Source organism: Marinobacterium stanieri (genome assembly GCF_900155945.1).
GTDB classification, from domain to species: domain Bacteria; phylum Pseudomonadota; class Gammaproteobacteria; order Pseudomonadales; family Balneatricaceae; genus Marinobacterium; species Marinobacterium stanieri.
In genome coordinates, this window is sequence record NZ_FTMN01000009.1 from 135,898 (window position 1) to 160,419 (window position 24,522).

General features: G+C 59.4%; 26 protein-coding genes and 1 other RNA gene. 11 read left to right on the forward strand and 16 right to left on the reverse strand.

Annotated features, from left to right (window positions below; all coding sequences use genetic code 11):
• Nucleotides 1-73 precede the first annotated feature (73 nt).
• Together lgt and BW956_RS18000 are read right to left on the reverse strand one after the other, a co-directional pair.
• Nucleotides 74-868 (reverse strand): prolipoprotein diacylglyceryl transferase, encoded by a 795-nt coding sequence (gene lgt / locus BW956_RS17995; protein ID WP_076464950.1) that lies wholly within the window; start codon nucleotides 866-868, stop codon nucleotides 74-76.
• A 6-nt stretch (nucleotides 869-874) separates the two neighbouring features.
• A complete protein-coding gene (locus BW956_RS18000) occupies nucleotides 875-1,675 on the reverse strand; it encodes a sulfite exporter TauE/SafE family protein (protein ID WP_083703134.1) in 801 nt (266 codons plus the stop codon).
• A gap of 62 nt (nucleotides 1,676-1,737) precedes the next feature.
• Between BW956_RS18000 and BW956_RS18005 the strand changes: the two genes are divergently transcribed.
• Nucleotides 1,738-2,520 carry an NRDE family protein gene (locus BW956_RS18005; protein WP_076464956.1) on the forward strand — a complete coding sequence of 261 codons (783 nt, stop codon included), beginning with the start codon at nucleotides 1,738-1,740 and terminating at the stop codon, nucleotides 2,518-2,520.
• On the opposite strand, the gene ptsP is transcribed toward BW956_RS18005, so the two are convergent.
• Together ptsP and BW956_RS18015 are read right to left on the reverse strand one after the other, a co-directional pair.
• Entirely contained in the window at nucleotides 2,511-4,826 is a 2,316-nt protein-coding gene (gene ptsP / locus BW956_RS18010; protein ID WP_076465079.1) for a phosphoenolpyruvate--protein phosphotransferase, read from the reverse strand. The genes BW956_RS18005 and ptsP overlap by 10 nt on opposite strands.
• Nucleotides 4,827-4,850: 24 nt before the next feature.
• On the reverse strand, nucleotides 4,851-5,339 hold the full coding sequence (locus BW956_RS18015; protein ID WP_010321577.1) for an RNA pyrophosphohydrolase: 489 nt from the start codon (nucleotides 5,337-5,339) through the stop codon (nucleotides 4,851-4,853).
• Nucleotides 5,340-5,502: 163 nt separating this feature from the next.
• Here BW956_RS18015 and BW956_RS18020 point away from each other — a divergent pair, with 163 nt between their 5' ends.
• The gene (locus BW956_RS18020; RefSeq protein WP_076464960.1) at nucleotides 5,503-6,171 is read left to right on the forward strand and encodes a histidinol-phosphatase; all 669 of its coding nucleotides are present in this window, start codon (nucleotides 5,503-5,505) and stop codon (nucleotides 6,169-6,171) included.
• On the opposite strand, the gene BW956_RS18025 is transcribed toward BW956_RS18020, so the two are convergent.
• The 9 genes from BW956_RS18025 to BW956_RS18065 form a co-directional block, all read right to left on the reverse strand.
• Nucleotides 6,160-6,573, reverse strand: a complete 414-nt coding sequence (locus BW956_RS18025) for a CBS domain-containing protein (RefSeq protein WP_010321575.1) — start codon at nucleotides 6,571-6,573, stop codon at nucleotides 6,160-6,162. The two genes, BW956_RS18020 and BW956_RS18025, sit on opposite strands and share 12 nt — an antisense overlap.
• Nucleotides 6,574-6,667: 94 nt before the next feature.
• On the reverse strand, nucleotides 6,668-7,705 hold the full coding sequence (locus tag BW956_RS18030; protein WP_010321574.1) for an NADP(H)-dependent aldo-keto reductase: 1,038 nt from the start codon (nucleotides 7,703-7,705) through the stop codon (nucleotides 6,668-6,670).
• A gap of 39 nt (nucleotides 7,706-7,744) precedes the next feature.
• Complete coding sequence (locus tag BW956_RS18035; protein WP_076464962.1) at nucleotides 7,745-8,941, reverse strand: class I SAM-dependent rRNA methyltransferase; 1,197 nt, start codon at nucleotides 8,939-8,941, stop codon at nucleotides 7,745-7,747.
• A gap of 77 nt (nucleotides 8,942-9,018) precedes the next feature.
• A complete protein-coding gene (gcvH, locus tag BW956_RS18040; protein ID WP_010321572.1) occupies nucleotides 9,019-9,411 on the reverse strand; it encodes a glycine cleavage system protein GcvH in 393 nt (130 codons plus the stop codon).
• A 22-nt stretch (nucleotides 9,412-9,433) separates the two neighbouring features.
• Nucleotides 9,434-10,537 carry a glycine cleavage system aminomethyltransferase GcvT gene (gene gcvT, locus BW956_RS18045; protein WP_076464965.1) on the reverse strand — a complete coding sequence of 368 codons (1,104 nt, stop codon included), beginning with the start codon at nucleotides 10,535-10,537 and terminating at the stop codon, nucleotides 9,434-9,436.
• A 124-nt stretch (nucleotides 10,538-10,661) separates the two neighbouring features.
• Nucleotides 10,662-11,927 carry a UbiH/UbiF/VisC/COQ6 family ubiquinone biosynthesis hydroxylase gene (locus BW956_RS18050; RefSeq protein WP_076464968.1) on the reverse strand — a complete coding sequence of 422 codons (1,266 nt, stop codon included), beginning with the start codon at nucleotides 11,925-11,927 and terminating at the stop codon, nucleotides 10,662-10,664.
• Between the two features lie 24 nt (nucleotides 11,928-11,951).
• On the reverse strand, nucleotides 11,952-13,202 hold the full coding sequence (ubiH, locus tag BW956_RS18055; RefSeq protein WP_076464971.1) for a 2-octaprenyl-6-methoxyphenyl hydroxylase: 1,251 nt from the start codon (nucleotides 13,200-13,202) through the stop codon (nucleotides 11,952-11,954).
• Between the two features lie 12 nt (nucleotides 13,203-13,214).
• Nucleotides 13,215-14,531, reverse strand: coding sequence for a Xaa-Pro aminopeptidase (gene pepP, locus BW956_RS18060; RefSeq protein ID WP_076464974.1), 1,317 nt, complete (start codon nucleotides 14,529-14,531; stop codon nucleotides 13,215-13,217).
• Nucleotides 14,532-14,543: 12 nt separating this feature from the next.
• Nucleotides 14,544-15,152 (reverse strand): UPF0149 family protein, encoded by a 609-nt coding sequence (locus tag BW956_RS18065; protein WP_076465082.1) that lies wholly within the window; start codon nucleotides 15,150-15,152, stop codon nucleotides 14,544-14,546.
• A 165-nt stretch (nucleotides 15,153-15,317) separates the two neighbouring features.
• Here BW956_RS18065 and BW956_RS18070 point away from each other — a divergent pair, with 165 nt between their 5' ends.
• From BW956_RS18070 to BW956_RS18085, 4 genes are all read left to right on the forward strand, one after another.
• Nucleotides 15,318-15,527, forward strand: coding sequence for a TIGR02449 family protein (locus BW956_RS18070; protein WP_010321566.1), 210 nt, complete (start codon nucleotides 15,318-15,320; stop codon nucleotides 15,525-15,527).
• A complete protein-coding gene (locus tag BW956_RS18075; RefSeq protein ID WP_010321565.1) occupies nucleotides 15,524-15,844 on the forward strand; it encodes a cell division protein ZapA in 321 nt (106 codons plus the stop codon). The genes BW956_RS18070 and BW956_RS18075 overlap by 4 nt, the downstream gene beginning before the upstream one ends.
• A gap of 97 nt (nucleotides 15,845-15,941) precedes the next feature.
• Nucleotides 15,942-16,121: non-coding RNA, 6S RNA (gene ssrS, locus BW956_RS18080), on the forward strand.
• A 7-nt stretch (nucleotides 16,122-16,128) separates the two neighbouring features.
• Entirely contained in the window at nucleotides 16,129-16,725 is a 597-nt protein-coding gene (locus BW956_RS18085) for a 5-formyltetrahydrofolate cyclo-ligase (RefSeq protein ID WP_076464977.1), read from the forward strand.
• On the opposite strand, the gene BW956_RS22785 is transcribed toward BW956_RS18085, so the two are convergent.
• Both BW956_RS22785 and BW956_RS18090 read right to left on the reverse strand, forming a co-directional pair.
• Nucleotides 16,715-16,840 (reverse strand): hypothetical protein, encoded by a 126-nt coding sequence (locus BW956_RS22785; protein ID WP_272941690.1) that lies wholly within the window; start codon nucleotides 16,838-16,840, stop codon nucleotides 16,715-16,717. The genes BW956_RS18085 and BW956_RS22785 overlap by 11 nt on opposite strands.
• Nucleotides 16,841-17,047: 207 nt before the next feature.
• On the reverse strand, nucleotides 17,048-17,959 hold the full coding sequence (locus BW956_RS18090; protein WP_076464980.1) for an AEC family transporter: 912 nt from the start codon (nucleotides 17,957-17,959) through the stop codon (nucleotides 17,048-17,050).
• Between the two features lie 56 nt (nucleotides 17,960-18,015).
• Here BW956_RS18090 and BW956_RS18095 point away from each other — a divergent pair, with 56 nt between their 5' ends.
• On the forward strand, nucleotides 18,016-18,531 hold the full coding sequence (locus BW956_RS18095) for a glycine cleavage system transcriptional repressor (RefSeq protein WP_083703135.1): 516 nt from the start codon (nucleotides 18,016-18,018) through the stop codon (nucleotides 18,529-18,531).
• A gap of 76 nt (nucleotides 18,532-18,607) precedes the next feature.
• Here the strand turns inward: BW956_RS18095 and argH are convergent, their stop codons facing one another.
• Entirely contained in the window at nucleotides 18,608-20,005 is a 1,398-nt protein-coding gene (gene argH, locus BW956_RS18100; protein ID WP_010321561.1) for an argininosuccinate lyase, read from the reverse strand.
• 182 nt (nucleotides 20,006-20,187) lie between these two features.
• On the opposite strand from argH, the gene hemC reads away from it, so the two are divergent.
• The 4 genes from hemC to BW956_RS18120 are packed head-to-tail and all read left to right on the forward strand — an operon-like array spanning nucleotide 20,188 to nucleotide 24,512.
• On the forward strand, nucleotides 20,188-21,126 hold the full coding sequence (gene hemC, locus BW956_RS18105; protein WP_076464982.1) for a hydroxymethylbilane synthase: 939 nt from the start codon (nucleotides 20,188-20,190) through the stop codon (nucleotides 21,124-21,126).
• Nucleotides 21,119-21,901, forward strand: a complete 783-nt coding sequence (locus tag BW956_RS18110) for a uroporphyrinogen-III synthase (RefSeq protein ID WP_083703136.1) — start codon at nucleotides 21,119-21,121, stop codon at nucleotides 21,899-21,901. Before hemC ends, BW956_RS18110 begins: the two co-directional genes overlap by 8 nt.
• A 15-nt stretch (nucleotides 21,902-21,916) precedes the next feature.
• The gene (locus BW956_RS18115) at nucleotides 21,917-23,209 is read left to right on the forward strand and encodes a uroporphyrinogen-III C-methyltransferase (protein WP_076464988.1); all 1,293 of its coding nucleotides are present in this window, start codon (nucleotides 21,917-21,919) and stop codon (nucleotides 23,207-23,209) included.
• Between the two features lie 4 nt (nucleotides 23,210-23,213).
• A complete protein-coding gene (locus BW956_RS18120; RefSeq protein ID WP_010321557.1) occupies nucleotides 23,214-24,512 on the forward strand; it encodes a heme biosynthesis HemY N-terminal domain-containing protein in 1,299 nt (432 codons plus the stop codon).
• The last annotated feature ends 10 nt before the right edge of the window (nucleotides 24,513-24,522 follow it).

The window sequence follows — 24,522 nt, forward strand, 5'->3', positions numbered from 1 at the left end:
AAGCGGGTCGCAGTGAAGGAGGAATGTGGCGACCAGCTCCTGCCACGCCAGCCAAAGCCGTTAAAGCCGGCTCTTATCCGCTCACAGAGTTCTGTCGACGATACGCCAGCCAGATCAACAGTGCGCCCAACGCTACCATTGGCAAGGACAGCAGCTGACCCATGGTGAGCCAATCAAAGGCGATAAAGCCCAGATGCCCATCCGGCTCACGCACCAGCTCTACCAGTGAGCGGAAACTGCCATACCCGAGCAAAAAGAGACCCGACACAGCCATGCGTGGTCGCGGCTTGGCGGAGTACCACCAGAGCAGTGCAAACAGCACAACACCCTCCAGCAGCATTTCATACAGCTGTGACGGATGGCGCGGCAGGTTATCGCCCGCACGCGGGAAGATCACCGCCCAGGGCACATCGGTAGCACGCCCCCAGACCTCACCGCCGATAAAATTACCCAGACGCCCCGCCCCCAGACCAATGGGCACCAACGGTGCCACAAAGTCGCCGATTTCAAAGAAGGACTTGCGGTTGCGATGGGCAAACACCGCCAGCACCACCAGCACACCCAAGAGACCGCCATGGAACGACATGCCACCTTGCCAGACCGCAAACAGCCAGAGCGGGTCCTGCAGGAAGTAATCAAAGTTGTAGAACAGCACATAGCCGGCACGACCACCCAGGATCACACCCACGGCGCCCCAGAACACCAGATCGGACACCTGCTGCTCCGTCCAGCCGGAGCCCGGCTTGCGCGCCCGATAATTACCCAGCCACCAGGCCGCGGCAAAGCCGATCAGGTACATCAGCCCGTACCAGTGAATCTGTACCGGCCCCAGTTCCAGCGCCAGCGGATCGATATCATGTACCCACATGCAAACTTATCCCAGGTTGGAGAAAATAAAACGTCCGGCCACTACCACCAGAAACACCGCAAACACCTTTTTCAACATCGGCTGCGACAAGCGGTGAGCCAGACGCGCACCCAGGGGCGCAGTGAAGGAGCTGGCCAGGACAATACCGGCAAATGCCGGCAGGTAGACATACCCCAGACTCCATTGCGGCAGCTCAGGTTCCCCCCAGCCCAGCCAAATATTGGTCAGCGCCCCCATGAGAGCGATCGGAAGGCCGCAGGCAGCCGAGGTTGCCACTGCCTGCTGCATCACCACGCGGCGCCAGCTCAGGTAAGGCACGCTTAGGGTACCGCCACCGATCCCGAAGATGGATGACGCCCAGCCGATAAAGCCACCCGAAAGACCCAACTCAACACGCGAAGGCGTCTGATCACCGGCACCGGGCTTGAAATTCAGTGCCATCTGCACCGCAACCAGCAGGGCAAACACCCCCAGCGCAATCTGCAGTACACCACCCGGTAACTGAACAGCGGTGTTCACACCCAATACCGCGCCCGCCAGAATGCCGATGGCAAGAGGCTTGAACAGCTCCCAACGCACCGCACCATGCTTGTGATGCGCACGCACCGAACTGATTGAAGTGACCACGATGGTTGCCAGCGAGGTCGCAACCGCCATATGCGTCAGTACGTCAGGCGATACGCCCTGTAGCTCAAACGAGAAGATCAGCACCGGCACAATCAGCAGCCCGCCACCGATACCAAACAGACCGGCCACCACACCCGCAAACGCGCCCAGCACCACATAGAGGAGCAGAGTTGTTAACATGCTAATTCCATCCGCACAGGAAAGCGGCTATCTTAGAGCCTCAAACCGGTAGATGAAACCTCATGTGTCTGGCCACCTTTGCCCTCAATGCCCACCCCGACTGGCCCCTGATTCTGGTCGGCAACCGTGATGAATTCCATGCCCGCCCCACAGCAGCACTGAGCGTCTGGCATGACCAGCCGCTACTGGGCGGCCGCGACCTGGAGGCCGGCGGCAGCTGGATGGCACTGGGTGACAACAACCGCTTTGTACTGGTCACCAACCACCGCAACCTGCGTCTGCCGAAACCGGAAAACGCCCGCTCGCGGGGCAATCTGGTGGCCGACTTTGTCAACTCACCACTGACCGCTCCCGACTTCTGCAACCAGCTGGAGGCCAGGGACTACGCCGGCTTTAACCTGCTGCTGAGGGATACAACCGGCTGGTACCACTACAGCAACATCGGCCAGCGCTGCCAACGGCTTGGCGCCGGCGTGTTTGGCTTGAGCAACGCCCTGCTGGATACCCCCTGGCCAAAAACGCTGAGGGCACGTGCCTGTCTGCAGCAGCAACTGGCGCAAGGCCTGCCTCAGCCGGAGTCACTGCTGCATCTGTTGCATGAAACCAGCCGACCAAAGGATGCATACCTGCCTGATACCGGCCTGTCGCTGGAACGCGAGCGACTGCTCTCGTCCTGTTTCATCCAGTCAGCCGACTACGGCACCCGCGCCAGCAGCCTGCTGCTGCAACACCGCAGTGGTCGCCTGCTGTTCGTTGAGGAAAGTTATACGGCGGATGCCAGCATAAGCGGGCGCCGCCGCTATCAATTGCAGCGCCCCCTTCTGGTCGAAGCGGATTATTGCTGATTAGGCAGATGCGGACGGGTCAACTGACCCAGCCCCAGCCCCTTGAGGGTTTCACGCAGATATTGATGGATCTCTTCGGCATCCGCCATGCGCAGTACACGGCTCAGCAATGACTGAGCCCGAACCAGACTGACACCACGAATAGCCGATTTAACCCGCGGCAGGTTATTGGCATTCATGGACAGTACTTCATAGCCCATCGCCATCAGCAGCAGCGCACCGCCCGGGTCCGCCGCCATTTCACCGCAGATGGACACCGGCTTGCCCTCACGTCGTGTTTCGCGGGCAATATACTGCAGCGCACGCAGTACGGCCGGGTGATAGGCAGCATAGAGTCCTGCCACACGCGGATTGTTACGATCCACCGCCAGAATGTACTGGGTCAGGTCATTGGAACCGACCGAGATAAAGTCCACCAGACGGGCAAAGCGGCGCACCTGGTACACCGCCGCAGGGACTTCCACCATCACGCCCACCGGCGGACGGCTCACCTGATAGCCTTCGTCCTGCAACTCTTCAACGGCACGGTCGATCTGGCGCAGCGCCTCTTCTACCTCGTGCAGACTGGTGACCATCGGCAGCATGATGCGCAGATTATTCAAGCCCTCGGAGGCACGCAGCATGGCCCGCACCTGCACCAGAAAGATTTCCGGATGGTCCAGGGTCACACGTATGCCACGCCAGCCCAGGAAGGGGTTGTCTTCTTCTATCGGGAAATACGGCAGCGCCTTGTCGCCGCCGATATCCAGCGTACGCATGGTCACCGGGCGTGGCGCAAAAGCTTCCAGCTGGTTGCGATAGCTCTGCAGCTGCTCCTGCTCACTGGGGAAGAAGTCACGGATCATGAAGGGGATTTCGGTACGGTAAAGACCGATGCCCTCGGCACCGCGATCCAGCGAACGGGTTACATCCGCCACCAGACCGGTATTCACCCAGAGCGGCATGCGGTAGCCGTCTGTGGTTTCGGCGGGCAGATCCTTGAGCCCCTCCAGACCGGCCGCTACCGCCTGCTCATCACGGATGACACGCTCGAACGCTTCCAGCAACTGATCGGAGGGATTTACATAGACACGACCACTGTAGCCGTCGACGATCACCTTGCGCCCTTCCAGGCGGGTGAACGGCAGATCGACCACCCCCATCACAGTGGGAATGCCGATGGAGCGCGCCATAATGGCCGCATGGGAGTTGCCCGAGCCGCTGACCGCAATCAGGCCGGCCAGTTTTTCCTCAGGCACCATGCCCAGCATGGCCGGTGACAGCTCATCGGCAATCAGGATGGCGTTGTCCGGACATTCCATTTGCACCGGACCGGCACTCTCCTGCAAATAACTGAGAATGCGCCGACCCAGGTCGCGCACATCGGTGGCACGTTCACGCAGATAGGCATCTTCCATGCGGCTGAACTGCTGTACCTGCGCCAGAATCACATCCCGCAGGGCGCCTTGCGCCCACTGCCCCTGATGGATGCGTTTTTCAATCTCACCGCGCAATGCCGTGTCATCCAGCATGCGCAGGTAGACATCGAAGAGCGCCTGCTCCTCCGGGCGTAAACGCTGCGCCAGGCTTTTGCCCAGCGTCGACAGATCATCCCGTACCGACTCCAGCGCGGCCTGAAAGTCTTCCAGCTCTCGCTCGACACCACGGGCGGGCTTGTCCGGCACGGTTTCCAGCTCGGCCGTCACAGTGGCAATGACTACCTCGCCAATCGCCACCCCCGGCGCAGCAGCCACACCGTTGAAACGCTTGTCATGCACCACCACCGGCGGCACCTTCTCGGTACCCGTTTTATCCGGGGAGGCAACCGGTTCCATGTTAACGGACCCTGTCGCCTCGGCATGGGCGATGATACCGGCCAGCTGTGCCGACAGCGTGACCATGAACGCTTCTTCACTCTCGTCGAAACGACGATGCTCCATCTGCTGCACCACCAGCACCCCCAGAACGGAGCGATGATGAATGATCGGTACCCCGAGGAAGGCGTGGAAACGCTCCTCACCGGTAGCCTGGAGGTAGTGAAATGCGGGGTGGCGGGACGCATCTTCCAGGTTGATCGGCTCGGCACGCTTGCCGACCTGACCGACGATACCCTCGGTCATGGACAGGCTCACCTTGCCCACCGCTTCCTGATTCAAGCCCTGGGTGGCCCGCAAGACATAGCGCTGATGTACGGGGTCAAACAGGAAAATGGAACATACCTGAGTACGCATGGCGCGCTGAATACGCCGTACAATCAAGTCCAGCACCGACTCCAGATCCGGAGCGGCACTGACCTCCTGTACGATTTTGCGCAGCACGCTGAGCATACTCATGGCTTGCTCCTGTTCAGGTCACCTTGCTATCGACAAGCGCGACAGCCGGGGTGAGAGTTCCTTCATTGCCTTGCGGTATACCTCGCGCTTGAAGGACACCACTTGCCCCAAGGGATACCAATAGCTTACCCACTCCCAGCCGTCGAATTCTGGCGAGTCGGTGCCGTCTATCCTGACAGCGCTGTCATCACTGAGCATGCGCAACAGGAACCATTTCTGTTTCTGGCCCACGCACACAGGGTGCGAGTGGCGCCGGATCATACGTTTAGGCAGACGATAGCGCAGCCATCCGCGCGTTACCGCCAGGATTTCCACATCCGCGGGCGACAGTCCGACCTCTTCACCGAGTTCGCGATACATCGCCTGTTCGGGCGTTTCGTTTGACTGTATACCACCTTGCGGGAACTGCCAGGCGTTTTGCCCTATGCGTCTTGCCCAAAGAACCTGACCCTGCGAATTAACCAGAATGATTCCGACGTTCGGTCTGAATCCATCTGCATCAATCACAATTCTGATCCCGATCTGTAAAGGTTATTGGGTTTTATTGTTCCACAGATCCTGCGTCTGGCAAATAGCATGCAGTATCCGGCGTTGCGTGGCTACCCCCTGAAGTCTATGCTTGCGCATTTATCCGCCCGACAAAACGGGCCCAGAAAAGTGAGGAATAGCGGTGAGTCTTGCGATTTTCGACCTGGACCATACCCTGATCGGCGGCGACAGCGACCACGCCTGGGGCGAGTTTCTATGTAAAAAGGGTGTTGTCGACGAGCATGAGTACCGCGCTGCCAACGACCGCTTTTACGAAGATTACCTGCGCGGCGAGATGGATATTCACGAATTTCTCAATTTCGCCCTTAACCCGCTGGCCCAGCACACCCCCGAACAGCTGAATGCCTGGCACGCCGAGTTCATGACCGAGTGCATTGAGCCGATCATCCTGCCCAAGGCCGAAGCGCTATTGAAGCAGCACCGCGAGCAGGGTGACTTCCTGCTGATCATCACGGCCACCAACCGGTTTGTGACGGCCCCCATCGCCAGGCGTCTGGGTGTGGATGACATGCTGGCCACCGACCCCGAGCAGATCGATGGCCTGTTCACCGGCAAGGTTGCAGGCACTCCCTGTTTCCGTGAAGGCAAGGTCACGCGCCTGAATGCCTGGCTGGAACAAACGGGCCACAGCCTGAAAGACAGCTGGTTCTACAGCGACTCCAACAATGACCTGCCGCTTCTGGAAGCTGTGGATAACCCGGTCGCCACCAATCCGGATGATCGCCTGCGTGCAACTGCCCAGGCACGCGGCTGGCAGATTCTCGACCTGATGCCTGCCTCAGACGCGTGAACGACAGCCTTTCATGGTGGCGTTCAACGCCTGCATGATCTGACGCCGGCTGATCACTCCGACCAGCTGGCCGTCTTTTACCACAGGCCAGGTTTTGGGCTTGTTACCACCCATCTTCTGCACCAGATCGATGATGCTTTCGTGCGGCGAGGTACACAGCGGCTCGGGAAACATCATCTCCCCCACCTTGGCACGGCTATCGCAGTGGTAACTGCCACTGACCAGATAATCGATGCAATCATGCTCGGACAGAAAACCGCACACCTGGCGTCCGATATCGACCACCGGCAAACCGATCTGACCGGATTGCAGAATCAGATCCACCGCCTCGGCCAGCGGCATATCCACCCGCAAGGGGTTGGGTACGGGCTGCATCAGATCCTGTACTTGCTGTTGTTGCATGTCGGCACTCTCCTTCCGTTGCGAAGACTGCCTTGAGTATGGCAAAGGAGGCGCGCGCCCGCGTACTCGAATGTACACGGGCGCGCGAGGAAGCCTAGGGGCAGGGGTTGGGGTAGCGCTGATGCACTTCTTCGATCTTGGCCAGAAGCTCCGGAGACAGACTCACATCCACTGAATCGATGTTGGTCTTGAGCTGCTCCAGATTGGTCGCACCGATGATGTTACTGCCCAGGAAGGGGCGGCTGTTCACGTAGGCCAGCGCCATTTGCGCCGGGTTCAGACCATGTTCCGCCGCCAGGTGCAGATAGCACTCGGTGGCTGCCAGCCCCTGCTCGGTCAGGTAACGGCGATACTCGGGGAAAAGCGCCAGGCGCGAGCCTTCGGGACGGGCACCCGCGGCATACTTGCCACTGAGCACACCAAAGCCCAGCGGCGAGTAGGCCAGCAGCCCCACGTCTTCACGCAGCATGACTTCCGCCAGCCCCACTTCAGCGCTGCGGTTAAGCAGGCTGTAGGGATTCTGTACCGACAGGATTCTGGGCAGGCCCAGCTGCTCGGCCAGCTGCAGGAATTTCATGGTACCCCAGGGAGTTTCGTTGGACAGGCCGATATGACGTATCTTGCCCTCGGCAACCAGCTCGCCCAGCACTGCCAGAGTTTCCGCCAGCGGCGTGCCCTGACTGTCAGGGTTATGCTGATAGCCCAGCTGACCGAAGTAGTTGGTGCTGCGATCCGGCCAGTGCAGCTGGTAGAGGTCGATATAATCCGTCTGCAATCGCTTCAGACTACCCTCCACCGCCTGGCGCAGATTCGCGGCATCATGGCGGATATTCGGGCGCAGATAGCTGACCATGTCACCCGGACCCGTCGCCTTGGTGGCAAGGATAACCTTGTCACGATTGCCGCGCTGGTGCATCCAGTTGCCGATATAGGCTTCAGTACGCCCCTGGTATTCGGGGGCCGTCGGTACCGGATACATCTCCGCCGCATCGATCAGGTTGACCCCGCGCTCCAGCGCATAGTCCAGCTGCTCAAAGGCTTCGGCTTCGCTGTTCTGGCGTCCGAAGGTCATGGTGCCCAGGGCGATACGGCTGACCTTGAGGTCGGAGCGGCCCAGTGTCAGGTAATCCATCTGCTCTCTCCTTCTATCGGCTTGGCAAGGTGTACTGGCTCAGATCGAGGGTAGCACACGCAGGAAATAGGCTTTGAGGTATTCAGTCTCGGGAATCGCCGGATGAATCGGATGATCCGAGCCCTGGCTGCCCTGCGCAAAGATCTGCGCACTGCGGTCCAGCTCACGGCTGTTGGCACGCAGAATATCGACCAGACGGTCTTTGCCCAGATGCATGGAGCAGGACGCCGAGATCAGCGTACCGTCCTTGTTCAGCAGACGCATGGCCAGGTTGTTGATGCGGGCATAGGCACGCTCACCGTTGCGGATATCCTTGCGACGGGCAATAAACGCGGGCGGGTCAACAACCACAACATCGAAGCGCTCCTTGTCGGCTACCAGCGCCTTGCACAGGTCAAAGGCATCGCCCTGGAGACCACGGAAACGGGTTTCGCCGTTGTTGATGCGCGCATTCTCTGCCGCCACTTCCAGTGCCGTCACCGATGCATCCACACAGACTACCTCGCTGGCACCGGCAGCCAGCGCCTGGGCACCCCAGCCACCCACGTAGCTGAACAGGTCCAGTACGCGCTTGCCCTTCACCAGTGTCTGCATACGGGCGCGGTTTTCGCGGTGGTCGTAGAACCAGCCGGTTTTCTGTCCGGTCAGGATGGGAGCCACCAGGTCGACGCCATTTTCGTTCAACGGCGCCAGCTCCGGTACTTCGCCCTGTACCACCTCGACAAAGGTTTCCAGACCTTCGGTTGCACGCATTTTGCCGTCATTACGCAGCACGATTGCCTGCGGCTGGAACACCTTGTTGAGCGCATCGATAATGGCGTCCTGCATCAACTCCATACCGGCCGTGGAGATCTGCACCACAAAGATATCGTAGAAGCGATCCACCACCAGACCCGGCAGGCCATCGGCATCACCAAATACGACACGGTAGCAGGGCTGATCGAAGCACTGTTCACGTAGCGACTTCGCTACGTTGAAACGATGCACCAGCAGGGAGCGGTCCAACGGGTGCTTGAGATCACGACTGATGATACGGCCGCAGATAAGCGTATTCGGGTTCAGCGTCGCGATACCCAGCGCCTTGCCGGATGAGGTTTGCACAACCACCTGTTCGCCCGGCTCAAAATCCTTCAGGGGCGTTACACGGGTATCAACTTCGTTGCTGTAGACCCACAGGTGGCCAGCACGCAGGCGCCGGTCCGCACCTGATTTGAGAGTAAGGGGTTTGAGGTTCATTGTGCTCTATCTATGTTCTGAAATGACTGTCCCGGCAAAAGCCGGGACAGTACAGGGGTTTGATACGGCTGGGCCGATCAGCTTTCCGCTTCGCAATGGGCGGCATAACCGTCCGCATCCAGCAGGTCTTCAAGCTCGGCGGTATCGCTCAGCTTGATTTTGAAGAACCAGCCATCGCCATAGGGATCTGAGTTCACCATTTCCGGCGCATCTTCCAGATCTTCGTTGACGGCAACGACTTCACCACTCAGCGGCGCGTAGATATCAGAAGCCGCCTTAACCGACTCCACTACACCCGCATCGTCGCCAGCGCTCATCTCGGCGCCCACATCCGGCAGCTCAACAAATACCACATCACCGAGCAGGTCCTGTGCATGGTCGGTGATACCGACTACGACCACACCTTCACCCTCTTCACGGATCCACTCGTGGCTGGCTACATATTTCAGTTCGTTCGGGACGTTGCTCATCTCGGTTTCCTATCTGACAGGTTCAGGAAAATACTTTTTCGCCATGACGGACGAAAGGCGGGCGGACAACCTTGACCGGAACACGCTTGCCACGCATTTCAACTTCCGCTGTATCCGCTGTACCGGCCGGTACACGCGCCAGTGCAATGGAGTGACCCAGCGTGGGCGAGAAACTGCCACTGGTGATTTCACCTTCGCCTGCGCCTTCGACAATCACCTTCTGATGACCGCGCAGAACACCTCGTTCGGTCAGAACCAGACCGACAAGACGTCGCGGTGCACCTTCTGCTTTCATTTTTTCAACGGCTTCACGGCCAACAAACTGGCGATCTGCCGGCTCCAGTGCCAGCGTCCAGCCCATGGCGGCTTCCAGCGGTGACACGCTCTCATCCATATCGGTGCCGTAGAGATTCATGCCCGCTTCCAGACGCAGGGTATCACGTGCCCCCAGACCGCAGGGCGCAACACCCGCCTCGTGCAACTGATGCCAGAAATCGACAACTTCATCTTCGGGCAGCATGATTTCCAGACCATCTTCGCCAGTATAGCCGGTGCGGGCGATAAACCAGCCTTCGGATTCCTGGCCAAAGAAGGGCTTGAGTTCAGAGATCAGACGGGCGCGGGATTCACTGACTACCTGTTCCACGCGCTGACGCGCCTTGGGGCCCTGAATGGCGACCATGGCCAGTTCCGGCTGTTCAGTCAGGGTGACATCGAAGCGCAGGGCCTGATCGGCCATCCAGCGCAGATCCTTGTCACGGGTACCGCAGTTCACAACCAGACGATACCATTCGCCGGACGCGCCGGGTTCGGTCATCAGGTATACGATAAGGTCATCGATGACACCGCCCTGCTCGTTCAGCATGCCGGTATAAAGGGCCTTGCCCTTTTTCTCCAGACGCGCGACGTCATTGGCCAGCAGGTGACGCAGGAAGCTGCGCGCCTGGGCACCGGCCACATCGACAATGGTCATATGGGAAACATCGAACATGCCGGCGCTCTGCCGAACCTTGTGGTGCTCCTCAACCTGGGAGCCATAGTGCAGCGGCATGTCCCAGCCGCTGAAGTCTACCAGTTTGGCGCCCAGCGCCTGATGTTGTGCATGAAGTGCAGTCTTATGTACCATCGGCAAACTCATCTACAGGCGGTGTTCCGAAGCTTAAGCCTAAGCCATGTTGCAACCGGTTAACACAAAAAAAGGGATGACAATGTATCGGCATTTGCGCCCCAGTTCAATCTTTAGCCGCCGCTCACACCCGCGGGCGCCGCGCCAATGGCGGTTGTTCGCCGGATAGCCCCATGGCCTGCAGCACCAGATGCTGCTTTACCGGCTCCAGCCGATCCATCAGGTTCATGCCACAGCTGCGCAGCAATCGCACCGGTGCCGGCTGAGGCGCAAACAGGCGCCGGAAGCCTTCCATGGTCGCGGCCATGCCCAGATTGCTGCTGCGGCGCTGGCGTTGGAAGCGGCGCAACACAGCCAGGTCGGCAATGGATTCACCGCGAGCCTCGGCACGACAGAGCACATCCACTAATGCAGCGGCATCCATGAAGCCCAGGTTCACGCCCTGACCGGCCAGCGGATGGATGGTGTGCGCCGCATCCCCGATCAACGCAAGTCCCGGCTCTACATAACGGTGGGCATGACGTTGACGCAGGGGGATCAGCTGCCGCTCGGTACAGGCAGTCACCTCACCCAGACGATTTTCAAAAGCGCGACCCAGGGCGGTGAGGAACTCGCTATCGGACAGTGCCATCAAGTCACGGCCATGCGCCGGCGAGGTCGACCAGACAATCGACGACACATTCGCCTCGGTGCTGGTCAGTGGCAGGAAGGCCAACGGGCCGTCCTCGGTGAAACGCTGCCAGCAGCAGTGAGCATGGCTTTGTTCGGTCCAGACGCTGGTCACCAAAGCATGGTGGCCATAATCCCATTCGGTGGCAGGGATACCTGCCAGTTTGCGAATCTGCGACAGGGCACCATCCGCCGCGACCACCAGACGGGCCTGCAGCAGGCGCCCATCCTCCAGTTCCAGCTCTCGCTGACCAGCGGCGGCGGGTGCTGACAGGGCACGCACACGGGTGCCCGTCATCAATTCCAGATGCTCATGCTGCTGTAACGCCTGCAGTAGACCGGCATGAATAACGGCATTTTCGACGATATAGCCGAGGCAGTCCTCGTGCAGAGCATCCGCACTGAAATGGATGGAACCACTGCCCTCACCGTCCCAGACCTGCATATCGGTATAATCACAGGCCCGACCTGATGCCGTAATAGCGTCCCAGGCACCCAGGTTTTTCAGCAGCTGTACCGATGCCAGGTTAAGCGCACTGACCCGGTTTTCGTACTCATTGCTGCCGCGTTCCGCCACAGCCTCAAGCCAATCGACCGGGTCTCCGGGGCGCTGTTCCAGCAAGGCCACGCGCAGCCCCGTACGGGCAACACCCAGAGCCAGTGCCAGGCCAACCATGCCGGCACCCACCACCACCAGATCATAGTCTGTGTTCTGATTCATCAACTTATCCCGTGATTGGCATATTCAGCGCAGCCGCGCCGCCGGTTGGTCCAGCCCCATGGCTGCCCTGGCAAAGACGGTTTTCAGTGCAGGACAGACATCCAGCAGCTGCAGACCGGCACCACGCCCTAACCGCAATAGGCTGTTGTCGCTGGTAAAGGCCCTCAGGGTCAGATCACTGAAACCGATGGTACGCTGCTGATCCTGCTGACGCTCCTGCACGAAGCGGCTCAGTCCTTCAATATCGCCCAGTGCCAACCCGGCCCGGCGACGCTCGATAATCAGATCGGCCAGCGCCACCACACCGCGCAGGGCCAGGTTATACCCCTGACCGGCAATCGGGTGCAGCGCATGCGCCGCATTACCCAGTACGACCAGACCCGAACGCACCTGTTCCTGTGCCAGCGCCAGTTTCAATGGATAGTGAAAACGCTCACCGACAGCCACAAAGCGCCCGGCACGAAAACCGAACGTCTGCTGCAGGCGTTGCAGAAAGGCCGCATCATCCAGTGCCAGCACCTCGTCCAGCGCTTCGTCCGACAACGTCCAGACCAGCCCACAGCGCGGGCGTCCGTTCAACGCTTCTCCCGGCAGCAGCGCAATGGGGCCGCCTTCGGTAAAACGCTCATAGGCGATATTGTCATGACTTCGATCCAGCGAGACATTGGCCACCAACGCATGCTGGCCGTACGCCTTTTCGCTGTAGTGGATACCGATACGCTCGCGCAGGGCAGAGCGTCCACCATCAGCCATCACGACCAGCTGTGCCTGCAGCGTTCGGGTTTCGCCATTGACCTGCAGCTCGACCTGCTGTCCCCCTTCGATGGGCGATAGTCCCGTGACTTCAGCGGGGCTGATCAAATCCAGGTATTCACTGCGGTGCTGCTGCAAATGACTGATCAACACCTGACCCAGCCAGTGATTTTCCACCACGTAGCCAAGCGCCGGCACGGATTCTTCTTCAGCACGCAGGCGCGTGGTGCCAAAGCGGCCACGCTCGGATACATGAATGGTGTCGATGGGAGTCAGGTGCTCGCTCAAGGCAGACCAGATCCCCATACGCTTGTACAGGGTGCGTACCCCCTGAGCCAGCGCTGTCGAGCGGGCATCATAGCTGGGTACAAAGCGGGGTTCACTCTGGCCGTCATCCGGTAACGGCTGAGCTTCTATAAGCGCCATGCGCAGCTGCAAGGACTCGGCCAGCGGCAGCAGCGCCGCTGCAAGACTGGCGCCGACCATGCCGCCGCCGATAATCACCAGATCGTACCCCTGCATGTTCTTCTCCCGTCAGGCTCCGGCCATCAGTGCTTCGATATCGGCAATCTGCTTGGGCACTGCTTCCGTCAGTACTTCACAGCCTTGCTCGGTGACCACCACATCATCTTCGATGCGAATACCGATCCCCCGCCAGTGAGGCTCGACGCTTTCGTCATCCGGTGCCACATACAAGCCCGGCTCAACGGTCATGACCATGCCCGGTTCCAGCGGTCGCCAGTCGCCCTTCTGTTTATATTCACCCACATCATGCACATCCATGCCCAGCCAGTGCCCGACACGGTGCATGTAGAAACGGCGATACGCACCCTCTTCGATCAGCGTATCAACCTCTCCCTGGAGCAGCCCCAGACGCATCAGGCCTTCAGTCAGAATACGCACGGACAGCTCATGGATATCGTTCCAGGGCACACCGGGGCGAATAGCATCAATGCACGCCAGCTGGGTATCCAGCACCAGCTGATAGAGTTCAGCCTGATGACGCGAGAAACGTCCGTTAACCGGGAAGGTACGGGTAATATCACTGGCATAGTTGTCCAGCTCGCAGCCGGCATCAATCAACACCAGGTCGCCGTCCTGCAGCAGGTCCATATTGTCGATGTAATGCAGAACACAGCCATTGGCACCGCCCCCCACGATGGGTGAATACGCCTGAAAGCGCGCACCTTCACGCATGCAGTGGGCTGTAATCTCGGCTTCCAGCTGGTACTCACCCATACCCGGGCGGCATACCTGCATCGCCTGTACGTGGGCAGCAGCCGAGATTTCACCGGCACGGCGCATCAGCGCCATTTCGGCTTCGCTTTTGAACAGGCGCTGTTCATGCAGCAGCGTTTCCAACTGCACCAGCTCGCGGGGCGGCTCGGCACCCTGACGCGCCTTGGCACGCACCTGGTTAACCCAACCACGTACCCGTGTATCCAGTGTCTCATCCTGCCCCAGGGCGTAATAAAGGCGCAGACGACCGTCCAGCAGCTCCGGCAGCTCTGTCTCGATCTGCTTCAGCTCGAACGCCTGATCCATGCCAAAGTCGCGCACACAGCCGTCCGGGCCGGCGCGATAGCCGGTCCAGATTTCCATCTGCGGATCACGGGGCGGGCAGAAGATTACCGTTTCACCTTCGGCACGACCCGGCAACAGCAGTAACAAGGCGTCCGGCTCGTTGAAGCCGGTCAGGTAATAAAAGTCGCTGTCCTGACGAAAAGCGTATTCCGCATCACGATTTCGGGTTTTCAGACTTGCCGCTGCAACCAGAATTGCGGCATTTGCCGGCACAGCCGCCAGCAGCTGAGCCCGGCGGCGGGCAAATTCATCCTGGGCAATTTTCATGCTATTTCCTGTTTAGTGCAGAATGGGAGGCTCGCCGGAAGCAGGGGCTTCGGCCTTGGCGTCAGGCTCATTGCATTCACTGAAGATGAGCAGCGCAGCCATACGCACATACTCCTGCACTTCCATCAAATTGGCTTCATCTTCATCACCCTCGGCATCCGCCTCGGTGCTGATTTGAACGATTTGAGCCAGATCACGCAGGGTTTCCTGTCCTTCTACTGAGAGCCCACCCGACCCCGTCTGTTCCTGCATGCCAAAACCGCTGAGAAAACCGCTGCACCAGACCCCCAGGGATTCAGCGCGAATCGACAGAGGCTGATCATCATCCGGCAACATCAGCTCAAAGCTGAAGTCAGGCGCCTGGAACTGCTGCAGGATGGCCATATAGACCTGCATGGCACCACGTCGGGCGGCCTCGTTGCGGAATGGCTCAATGTCGAACAGGGTTTGTATACGCTGCAGCAGACCCGCAGGATCAAAACGCGCACCTGCTGCAACCTGACCGGCAAGCATGCCGTGCAGTTCGGCCGGTGACAGGGTCAAGGCTCCCTCTTCTACCAGCAGGTCAGCCAGGACATCGAAGTCCGGGAGTTCAACGGAGGTCGATTGTTCTTCTGTCATGTGCAGCATCCGGGTCGTTTCTTGGGGTGGCGGGTTGAGGCCGACATAAGCCGGCATAATATGCTTCCCTATGCTAGCATCTCACCATAGGCAGAGCCATCTGCCGTCAATTGACCCTGCTCAAGCAGCTGTTTATAGTCGACAGGTTAGGATGTAGGAACGGGTATGAGCGAGCACTATTTCAACGCCCTTGAGCACAAGATTGATCAGCTGCTGGATCATGTCGAGCAGCTGGAAAGAGACAATGAACAGTTGCGACAGCAAAACCAGCAACTGCGAGAGGAGCGTGCGCAGCTGGTGCAGCTCAACGATCAAACCCGCGGCAAGGTTGAAGGCATGATACAGCGACTCAAGGCACTGGAGCAGAATTCATGAGCGCGGATGCACGTACGGTAACAGTCAAGCTGCTGGACAAGGAATACACCATCAGCTGCCCCGATGGCGCAGAAGCGGAGCTGCTGGCCTCGGCCGACTACCTGAACCAGAAAATGCAGGAGATTCGTCAGTCCGGCAAAATCATCGGACTGGAGCGGATCGCTGTCATGGCCGCCTTGAATATGTCACATGAGCTGATCAAGAACCACGAGCAGCAGCGCCAGAATATTGAAACCAATCTGCGCCGCCTGGGACAGAAGATTGATCATAGCTTGAGCAGCAATGCCAAGCGACATGAAAACTCTTCATCCTCCTGAAAAGCTTTTATATAACAAAAGCATAGAGACACCCCTAGCAAACTTCGACAGAATTTCAAGGGCTGACATTGAAGCACGGACGCGTATAATGGGATTCAGGTTCCTGGAGTGTTCGATAGTTGGTCAAGTCCCTCGAGCCGATAAGCAATACCCAGGCAGTGTTCAACAGATGATGTGCGCATGTCCGCGTGACGGAAAGCCTGATTTGTCTGTGACCACTTCCACTCTGAACCTTAGGGTTCAGGGCCACGACCGACACCGGCACTCTGGGAAGCCTCCTTACCATGATGCAGGACCGTAAAGCACTCCGCCGTGAAATACGTCAGCAGCGCCGAGCGCTCAGCCGCAGCCAACAACAACTGGCCGGCAGGCAACTGGCACAGCAACTGAGCCGCCAAATCTGGTTCAGACGCGCCCGTCACATCGCACTCTACCTGCCCAACGACGGCGAAATCGATACCCGCCCCATCATTGCTTTATGCCGACGTCAGCGTCAGCACCTGTATCTGCCCGTACTGCACCCGGTACGTCACAACCGTCTCTGGTTTACACCCTATACGCGAAAAACACCGATGCGACTGAACCGCTATCGCATCAGCGAACCTGTGCCCACAGGCCAGCCTCGACGCCCGGCATTTGCACTGGATCTGGTATTGATGCCACTGGTTGCCTTTTCACCCGGAGGCGGTCGCCTGGGCATGGGAGGGGGATACTATGATCGAACCTTTGCATTCAAGCTGGCAGAAAAGCGCCTGAGAGGCCCTCGCCTGGTTGGCCTGGCCCACGAGCTGCAGAGAAGAGACGCGTTACCCCTGGAGCCCTGGGATGTGCCCCTGAATGCGGTAGTAACGGATAATGCCTGTTATGGAATCAGCTATTAAACGCCTGCTGAACCATTGATGCCAATTGCAGGTCACTTTGCGAAATTCCGGTCATCACTGCACCGACTACAAATGCGACTACGAGTACCAACACCAGATCAGGGCTTTTATTCATAGCATTAAAAGTTCTTTGTCCGATTATTATGGTTAGCCGTTGAAACAGCTGAAAAAAGCGTAACGAACCCTAGTGTTTCACAGAGCCGTTTTTTTTCAACCCCAAATAGCGCTTTTTCCTGATCTTATCCGCATTTTTTTAGAACTTTCGCTAAATCCCAGAAAAACAAAGCGAACCTCAGCTTAAGATGTCGGCATTTAACGACTATTAGACCACCAAAACCAGTACCAACGGCAGGCTTAGCATGGCTAATAAGGTTTGCAGGGTAATAATGGCAGCCATCAAGTCGGCATCTCCGCCTAACTGGCGCGCGAGGATGTACGCAGATGTGGCGGTTGGTACCGCAGCAAACAGCAGTAGTACCTGAGTCGCCAGCGTATCCAGCTCCATCATCCCTGCCGCCCCCAGTGCCAACAGGGGGAACAGCAGCAGCTTGATGCCACTGGACCAACCCAATACACGCCAGGAGCCGTGCAGACTGCGCACACTCAACCCCGCCCCTACTGCCAGCAGCCCCAGGGGCAAGGCCATACGTGCCAGCAGGTCCAGCACACTGCCAACCCAGACCGGCAAACCCAACCCACTCAAGCTCAGTGCAATCCCCAACAGGCAGGACAAAATCAGCGGATTGGTTGCCAGCGTACGCAGTACACGACGGACGCCTGCCCCCTGCGTTGCCAACGATGAAAACGCCAGCACACACAACAGGTTCAGCAGCGGAATCATCACCGCCGTGATAATCGCCGCATAAACGATGCCGGCATCGCCATAGAGTGCAGCCGTTGCCGCCAGCGCCACATAGGTATTGAAACGCATTGCGCCCTGAAAAAAGGAGGTATAGGCGGCTGCAGACAAACCCAGAACAGGCTTCAGCAACAAACAGACCAGCACTCCGGCACCCAGCAACAGCAGTACCGCTGCCACCAGTGACAATGACGCCCCTCCGGTCAGCTCAGACTGGGCAAGACGGCTGACCAGCAGCGCCGGAAAGAACACATAGTAGGTCGCTTTTTCCGCCGGCGCCCAAAAGCCCTCGCCGGGAAAATCAAAGCGTCGCGCCAGGTGTCCCAGCAGCAACAAGGCAAAAACAGGCCAGAGAGCGGTGATAATGGCCAGCATCTGAGATACATTCCCTTATAGAAACCCAATGAAGATAGCGGAAGAGGCTGCGCGTTATGATGACATCCCTGGTTCTCACTATTATCGGCCCGGACAAACCCGGCCTGGTTGGTTTATTGTCACGCACCATCGCCGACCATCAGGGTAACTGGCTGGAGTCCGGCATGTCACGCCTGGGCGGCAAGTTCGCCGGCATCCTGATCACCCAGGTCCCGACCGCCGAAGCCGACGCACTGATTGCCGCTCTGGAAGCACTTAGCACTCAGGGCCTGAAAGTTACCGCCGAGCGCAGCGAGGAAACCCCTGCGCTCGAAAGCCTGCAGCCGATGACCCTGGAGCTGGTCGGTCACGACAAGCCCGGCATCGTGCGCGAAATTTCCCAGGCATTGGCAGCACGCCATATCAACGTGGAACGCCTGAGCACCGAGCTGACATCCGGCTCCATGTCGGCTGAAGAGCTGTTCAAGGCGGAAGCAGAGCTGCTGGCCCCGGCCGACCTGGACCCGGACGAGCTGCAGCAGGCACTGGAAGCTATTGCCGGTGACCTGATGGTGGATATCACCCTGCGCTAACGGCTGCAGATACAGAAAAGCCGCCCGAGGGCGGCTTTTTCATACCTGGCGGGAACCCGCCGTTCAGTACGCTCAATCAGTCTGCGCGAGCCGCCAGCAGATCACGGCCGCGAATCACCGCTGCACGCACCTGGTCCGGTGCAGTACCGCCGATATGGTTACGTGCCGCCACCGAACCTTCCAGCGTCAGCACCTCGAACACATCCTGCTCGATGGTGTCGGAGAACTGCTGCAGCTCTTCCAGCGTCATGTCGGACAGATCCTTGCCGGTCTTGATGCCGTAGGCCACGGACAGACCCACGATTTCATGGGCATCACGGAAGGCCACACCCTTGCGCACCAGGTAGTCAGCCAGATCAGTCGCGGTGGAGAAGCCACGACGGGCCGCTTCACGCATCTCGTCCTTGCGCGACTCAATCGCCGGCACCATGTCACCGAACGCACGCAGACAGCCCTTCACCGTATCCACGGCGTCGAACAGCGGTTCCTTGTCTTCCTGGTTGTCCTTGTTATAGGCCAGCGGCTGGGACTTCATCAGGGTCAGCAGTGACATCAGGTGACCGTACACACGGCCGCTCTTGCCACGCACCAGCTCCGGCACGTCCGGATTCTTCTTCTGCGGCATGATGGAAGAACCGGTGCAGAAGCGGTCCGGCAGGTTGATAAAGTTGAACTGGGCCGAGGTCCAGAGCACCAGCTCTTCCGACATGCGTGTCATGTGCATCAGCAGCACACTGGCAGCGGCACAGAACTCGATACCGAAGTCACGGTCGGACACCGCATCCAGGGAATTACCAGCCGGGGCATCAAACTGCAGCAGCTCAGCCGTGTAGGCGCGGTCGATCGGATAAGTGGTACCGGCCAGCGCAGCAGCGCCCAGCGGCATCACGTTGACACGTTTGCGGCAGTCGGCGAAGCGTTCGTAGTCACGGCTCAGCATCTCGAACCAGGCCAGCAGATGGTGACCAAAGGTGACCGGCTGGGCCGTCTGCAGATGAGTAAAGCCCGGCATGATGGTGTCGGCTTCCTGCTCGGCCAGACCCAGCAGACCATCCTGCAGGCGGCTGATTTCGGCCAGCACCTGATCGATCTCGTCACGCATGTAGAGACGGATGTCGGTGGCGACCTGATCGTTACGGGAACGGCCGGTGTGCAGCTTCTTGCCGGTAATGCCGATCTTCTTGGTCAGCGCCGCTTCGATGTTCATATGCACATCTTCCAGCTCGACGGACCAGTCGAACTCTCCGCGCTCGATTTCAACCCGGATCTCGCCCAGACCGCGGATGATGGCATCACGCTCGTCTTCAGTCAGCACACCCACCTTGGCCAGCATGCGCGCGTGCGCCACCGAGCCCTGGATATCCTGCTTGTACAGGCGCTGGTCGAAATCGACGGATGCGGTAAAACGGGCTACGAATGCGTCGGTCGGCTCATTAAAACGGCCGCCCCACTGCTGATTGGTTGTCTGGCTCATGCCGGGAATCTCCTGCTACTGATGCGGCCACCGCTGCGGCCCTGTCTGTTTGACGACGATTATAACAACCCTGCCCTGTATCAGTCTTGTGCCTGGGCACGCTTGGCCGTTATCTGCAGCGATCTGGTACACTTGGCTTTATTTTCCCGCTTGTCGAGTTGACGCTTGCCCAAGGAGAGTTCATGTCCTGCACCATTCGCATCGCTACCCGTCGCAGTCTGCTGGCCCTCTGGCAGGCCGAGTACGTCAAGGCCGAACTGGAACGGCACCATCCGGGAATCCAGGTCGAGCTGCTCAAGATCGAATCCCGCGGCGACAAGATTCTCGATACGCCCCTGGCCAAAATCGGCGGCAAGGGCCTGTTTGTAAAAGAACTGGAAAACGCCCTGCTCGACGGCAGTGCCGATATCGCCGTGCACTCAATGAAAGACGTGCCCATGGAGTTCCCGGAAGGCCTGGGCCTGCCGGTGATCTGCGAACGCGAACGCCCGACCGATGCCTTTGTCAGCAACCAGTACAACAACCTGGACGAGCTGCCCGAAGGCGCCATTGTCGGCACCTCGTCCCTGCGCCGCGAAGTACAGATTCGCGAGCGTCGCCCCGACCTGCAGGTAAACTTCCTGCGCGGCAATGTACAGACCCGCCTGCGCAAGCTGGACGAAGGCCAGTACGATGCCATCATCCTGGCCACCGCCGGACTGATGCGCCTTGAACTGAATGAACGTATTCGTCAGGAGATCACACCGGAAGAGAGCCTGCCCGCCGGAGGCCAGGGCGCCGTCGGCATCGAGTGCCGCAATGACGACGCTGAACTGATTGAGCTGCTGAAACCGCTGCACCACGCCGATACCGCCAGTCGTGTACTGGCCGAGCGCGCCCTCAACCGTCGCCTGGAAGGCGGCTGCCAGGTCCCGATCGGCTGCTACGCCGTACTAGATGAGGCAGGTGAAGAGCTCTACCTGCGTGGTCTGGTCGGCCGCCCGGATGGTACCCGTGTGCTGCGTGACGAGATTCGCGGTCCGCGCGCCGAAGCAGAAGCCATGGGAATCACCCTGGCCGACCGCCTGCTCGGCGCCGGTGCCGATGAAATTCTGCGCGAGGTGTACAGCGAGCGTGGCTGAGCCCTCCCTGCCACTGGCCGGGCAACGGGTGCTGGTCACCCGCCCCGAACACCAGGCCGCTAACCAGATCGAACTGCTGCGCCAACTGGGTGCCGAGCCGGTACCCTTGCCACTGCTGGAAATTTTGTCCACCACCGCTGCAGATGGCGCCGACTTCCAGCAGTGCAAGGCCTGCATTCTCGATCTGGACCTCTACCGCGATGTGATTTTCGTCAGCCCCAACGCCGCCCGCATTGGCGCCGACTGGATTGACGACTACTGGCCACAGCTGCCTTTAGGCGTACGCTGGGTCGGTATTGGCAAGCAAACCGCCGATACCCTGCAACAGCTCGGCTTTGATGCCTGGCACGCAGCCGGCGGTTATGACTCTGAAACCCTGCTGGCCGACCCCAGCATGCAGCAGATGGATGACGCGCGCGTACTGATTTTACGCGCGGAAGGCGGACGCGACCTCCTGGCACAGACACTGCAACAGCGTGGTGCCCGCGTCGACTATGCCCATATCTATCGCCGCGGCTGTCCCGAATACCCGCCAGGGCTTATCCAAAGTACTATTTATGCACAGCCCTTATCGGCTATGCTGATTACCAGTGGTCAGGCACTGCGTAATCTGCTGACGCTGTGCGCAACCTTCAATAACCGCCTGACTGATACAACCGTCATCGTTCCCAGTGCCCGCCTTGCCGAGCTGGCCCGTTCGCTGGGATTCAACCGAATCCGGGTAGCCTCAGGACCGGACGACACGTCCATGGTCAATACACTGCTACCCGCATGACAACCGGAATACGGCATGAAAGACAAGCGCAACGATCAACAGGATAAGGACACCAACTCTTCGCTGCCTGAAGACACCACGCCCGATACTGCCTCGGCTCAGGACAGTGAAAACGCCTCTGCAACCGATGCGCCGGCCCCGGAAAGCAAGCCGGACGCCGCGACAGACAAGGCGGCAACCGAAGCAGCCGAGCCTGCAAAGGCCGAGACGACTCCTCCACCGGCCGCTGAACCCGCCAAAGCAGAGTCCCAGCCCGAACAGCCTGCCCGTCAGGGTGCCACCTGGCCCGGCAAACTGGCCCTGGCCCTGTCACTGGTCGCACTCGGTGGCGGAGGCTACCTGTTCTGGGAAGGCTGGCAGCTGAAACAATCCAGCAGCCAGCAGCAGAGCCAGATCTCGCAGCAGGTCGAAACCGCACTGGCCAACGGCCGCGCTGATACGGCAGAAACCCTGGCCAGCGTCAGCCAGCAACTGGGCCAGCTGCAGGCGCAGGCTGAAGCAGACAAGGCCAATATCGACCAGCTGCAGGATCGCCTGACCCGCAGCATTCAGCAGGTCACGGCCACCGCCGAAGTCAGCCGCAAGGACTGGCTCATGGCTGAAGTGGAATACCTGCTGCGCCTGGCCAACCAGCGCGTATTGATGGAGCAGACCGCCAATGGCGCGCTTAACCTGCTCAAGTCGGCCGACCAGATCCTGCGCGAAACCGACGACGTCACCCTCTACGATGTGCGCAAGGCATTGGCAGAGGATATCGCCGCACTGGAAGCCGTGCCCAAGCTGGATTCCGAGGGCATGTTCCTGAAACTGTCAGCCCTGAACCGACAGGTCGACAACCTGCGTGTCACCCCGATTACCGACAAGCGCAAGCTGCCATCACTGCTGGAAGACATTACTCCGGAAAGCGTGGAAGAAACCTGGGGGCAGGATATCAAGGCCAGCTGGAACCAGGCCGTGGACAAGTTTGAGCAGCTGATCGTGATCCAGCATCATGATGAGCCGGTCAAACCGCTGATGTCACCGGAACAGACCTTCTTCCTGCAGCAGAACCTGCACCTGATGCTGGAACAGGCCCAGATGGCCCTGCTGCAGCGTAAACAGCAGGCGTACGACGCCAGCCTGGAAAAAGCTCACACCTGGATCGGCACGCACTTTGATGCCGAAGATGCCAATACCCAGGCACTGCTGCGCGGTCTGACAGAACTCCAGGGCATCAACGTAGCACCGGAGCTGCCAGACATTTCCGGCTCGCTGACCACCCTCAAGGCTTACCTGCAGCAGATGCAGAAACTGCGCGAGGAGGGTTAAGGCGATGAAGAAACTGTTTATCTTCCTGCTGATATTCCTCGTGGTCGGTGCCTGGCTGGGCCAGCTGATGGTGCAGGACCCGGGCTATGTCCTGCTGGCCTACAAGCAGACAACAGTGGAAACCAGCCTCTGGGTGCTGCTGTTGCTGTTGATCGTCGGCTTTGCGCTGGTGCACTGGCTGCTCAACCTGATCGGCAATGCCCGTCTGCCCGGCGATAAGGTGCGCAGCTGGCGCAGCAATCGTAACCGCCGTGTCGCCCACAACAAGACCCTCAAGGGTCTGGCTGCCCTGTCTGAAGGCAGCTGGTGGAAAGCCCAGCGTTACCTGAGCCAGGCAGCCGAGCGTTCCGACCTGCCAGTAGTGAACTACCTGGCCGCGGCCCGTGCCGCCCACGAACAGGGCGACACCAAAGCCTCGGACGCTCTGCTGGCCAAGGCGCGTGAAAGCAGCCCGAAAACGGAAGTGGCGGTCGGCCTGACTCAGGCCGAGCTGCAGCTTGAGCGCGGTCAGCTTGAGCCCTGCCTGGCCAACCTGCTGAACCTGCGTCGCCGGGCACCGAAGAACACTCAGGTGCTGCGCATGCTGAAGGATACTTACCTGCGCCTGGAAGACTGGCTGGCTCTGATCCAGCTGCTACCGGAACTGAAAAAGCAGCATGTAGTGGAAGCCGAAGCAGCCACCGAGCTGGAACGCCAGTGTCACCGCAACCGCCTGCAGCAATGCTTGCAGCCGCTGGAGGACAGCAGCGACAGTGATGAAAAACTGCGTACGCTGAGCCGCAGCTGGCAGGCCGTGCCTCAGGCGCTGCAACGCGACCCCGAGCTGGCCGCGGAGTATGTTGAGCTGATGCGTTCGATCGGTGCCGAGCATGAGACCGAAAGTGTTCTGCTGGACCTGATCAAGCGTCGCTGGGATGCGCCTCTGGTGCGTCTATACGGTCTGGTGCAGGGCAAGGACCCGCACAAGCAGCTGGAGCAGGCACAGCGCTGGCTCAAGCGTAACCCGGATTCAGCCGAACTGGAGTTGACACTGGGCCGCCTCAACATGCGTCTAGAGAACTGGGGCAAGGCGATTGATCACCTGGAACGCAGTCTGGAACTGCAGCCCGGTGGCGAAGCCGCCGAGGAACTGCAGCGCCTGCTGCTGCATCTGGGCGAACATGAGCGCTTGCAGCAGCTGTTCAAACGTCAGCTGTTGCAAACCTCGACCGCTCTGCCGGCACTGCCACTTCCGCCAGCCGAAGAGGCCAGGGAAGAAAGCGCTGCGAATGCCGATACCGGTGAAGCCAAAGCCACCAGCTGAGGCTGAAACA

Bases quoted from the DNA above. Each gene is read 5' to 3' on its own strand.
- BW956_RS18065 (WP_076465082.1), bottom strand. From the start codon at position 15,152: ATGACAGAAGAACAATCGACCTCCGTTGAACTCCCGGACTTCGATGTC.
- BW956_RS18090 (WP_076464980.1), bottom strand. From the start codon at position 17,959: ATGCTGGCCATTATCACCGCTCTCTGGCCTGTTTTTGCCTTGTTGCTG.
- ptsP (WP_076465079.1), bottom strand. From the start codon at position 4,826: ATGCTCAGCGTGCTGCGCAAAATCGTACAGGAGGTCAGTGCCGCTCCG.
- ubiH (WP_076464971.1), bottom strand. From the start codon at position 13,202: ATGCAGGGGTACGATCTGGTGATTATCGGCGGCGGCATGGTCGGCGCC.
- BW956_RS18030 (WP_010321574.1), bottom strand. From the start codon at position 7,705: ATGGATTACCTGACACTGGGCCGCTCCGACCTCAAGGTCAGCCGTATC.
- BW956_RS22785 (WP_272941690.1), bottom strand. From the start codon at position 16,840: ATGAATAAAAGCCCTGATCTGGTGTTGGTACTCGTAGTCGCATTTGTA.
- BW956_RS18075 (WP_010321565.1), top strand. From the start codon at position 15,524: ATGAGCGCGGATGCACGTACGGTAACAGTCAAGCTGCTGGACAAGGAA.
- BW956_RS18095 (WP_083703135.1), top strand. From the start codon at position 18,016: ATGATGACATCCCTGGTTCTCACTATTATCGGCCCGGACAAACCCGGC.
- lgt (WP_076464950.1), bottom strand. From the start codon at position 868: ATGTGGGTACATGATATCGATCCGCTGGCGCTGGAACTGGGGCCGGTA.
- gcvH (WP_010321572.1), bottom strand. From the start codon at position 9,411: ATGAGCAACGTCCCGAACGAACTGAAATATGTAGCCAGCCACGAGTGG.
- BW956_RS18025 (WP_010321575.1), bottom strand. From the start codon at position 6,573: ATGCAACAACAGCAAGTACAGGATCTGATGCAGCCCGTACCCAACCCC.
- BW956_RS18085 (WP_076464977.1), top strand. From the start codon at position 16,129: ATGATGCAGGACCGTAAAGCACTCCGCCGTGAAATACGTCAGCAGCGC.
- argH (WP_010321561.1), bottom strand. From the start codon at position 20,005: ATGAGCCAGACAACCAATCAGCAGTGGGGCGGCCGTTTTAATGAGCCG.
- BW956_RS18115 (WP_076464988.1), top strand. From the start codon at position 21,917: ATGAAAGACAAGCGCAACGATCAACAGGATAAGGACACCAACTCTTCG.
- BW956_RS18000 (WP_083703134.1), bottom strand. From the start codon at position 1,675: ATGTTAACAACTCTGCTCCTCTATGTGGTGCTGGGCGCGTTTGCGGGT.
- BW956_RS18070 (WP_010321566.1), top strand. From the start codon at position 15,318: ATGAGCGAGCACTATTTCAACGCCCTTGAGCACAAGATTGATCAGCTG.
- BW956_RS18120 (WP_010321557.1), top strand. From the start codon at position 23,214: ATGAAGAAACTGTTTATCTTCCTGCTGATATTCCTCGTGGTCGGTGCC.
- hemC (WP_076464982.1), top strand. From the start codon at position 20,188: ATGTCCTGCACCATTCGCATCGCTACCCGTCGCAGTCTGCTGGCCCTC.
- BW956_RS18005 (WP_076464956.1), top strand. From the start codon at position 1,738: ATGTGTCTGGCCACCTTTGCCCTCAATGCCCACCCCGACTGGCCCCTG.
- BW956_RS18050 (WP_076464968.1), bottom strand. From the start codon at position 11,927: ATGAATCAGAACACAGACTATGATCTGGTGGTGGTGGGTGCCGGCATG.
- BW956_RS18035 (WP_076464962.1), bottom strand. From the start codon at position 8,941: ATGAACCTCAAACCCCTTACTCTCAAATCAGGTGCGGACCGGCGCCTG.
- pepP (WP_076464974.1), bottom strand. From the start codon at position 14,531: ATGAAAATTGCCCAGGATGAATTTGCCCGCCGCCGGGCTCAGCTGCTG.
- gcvT (WP_076464965.1), bottom strand. From the start codon at position 10,537: ATGGTACATAAGACTGCACTTCATGCACAACATCAGGCGCTGGGCGCC.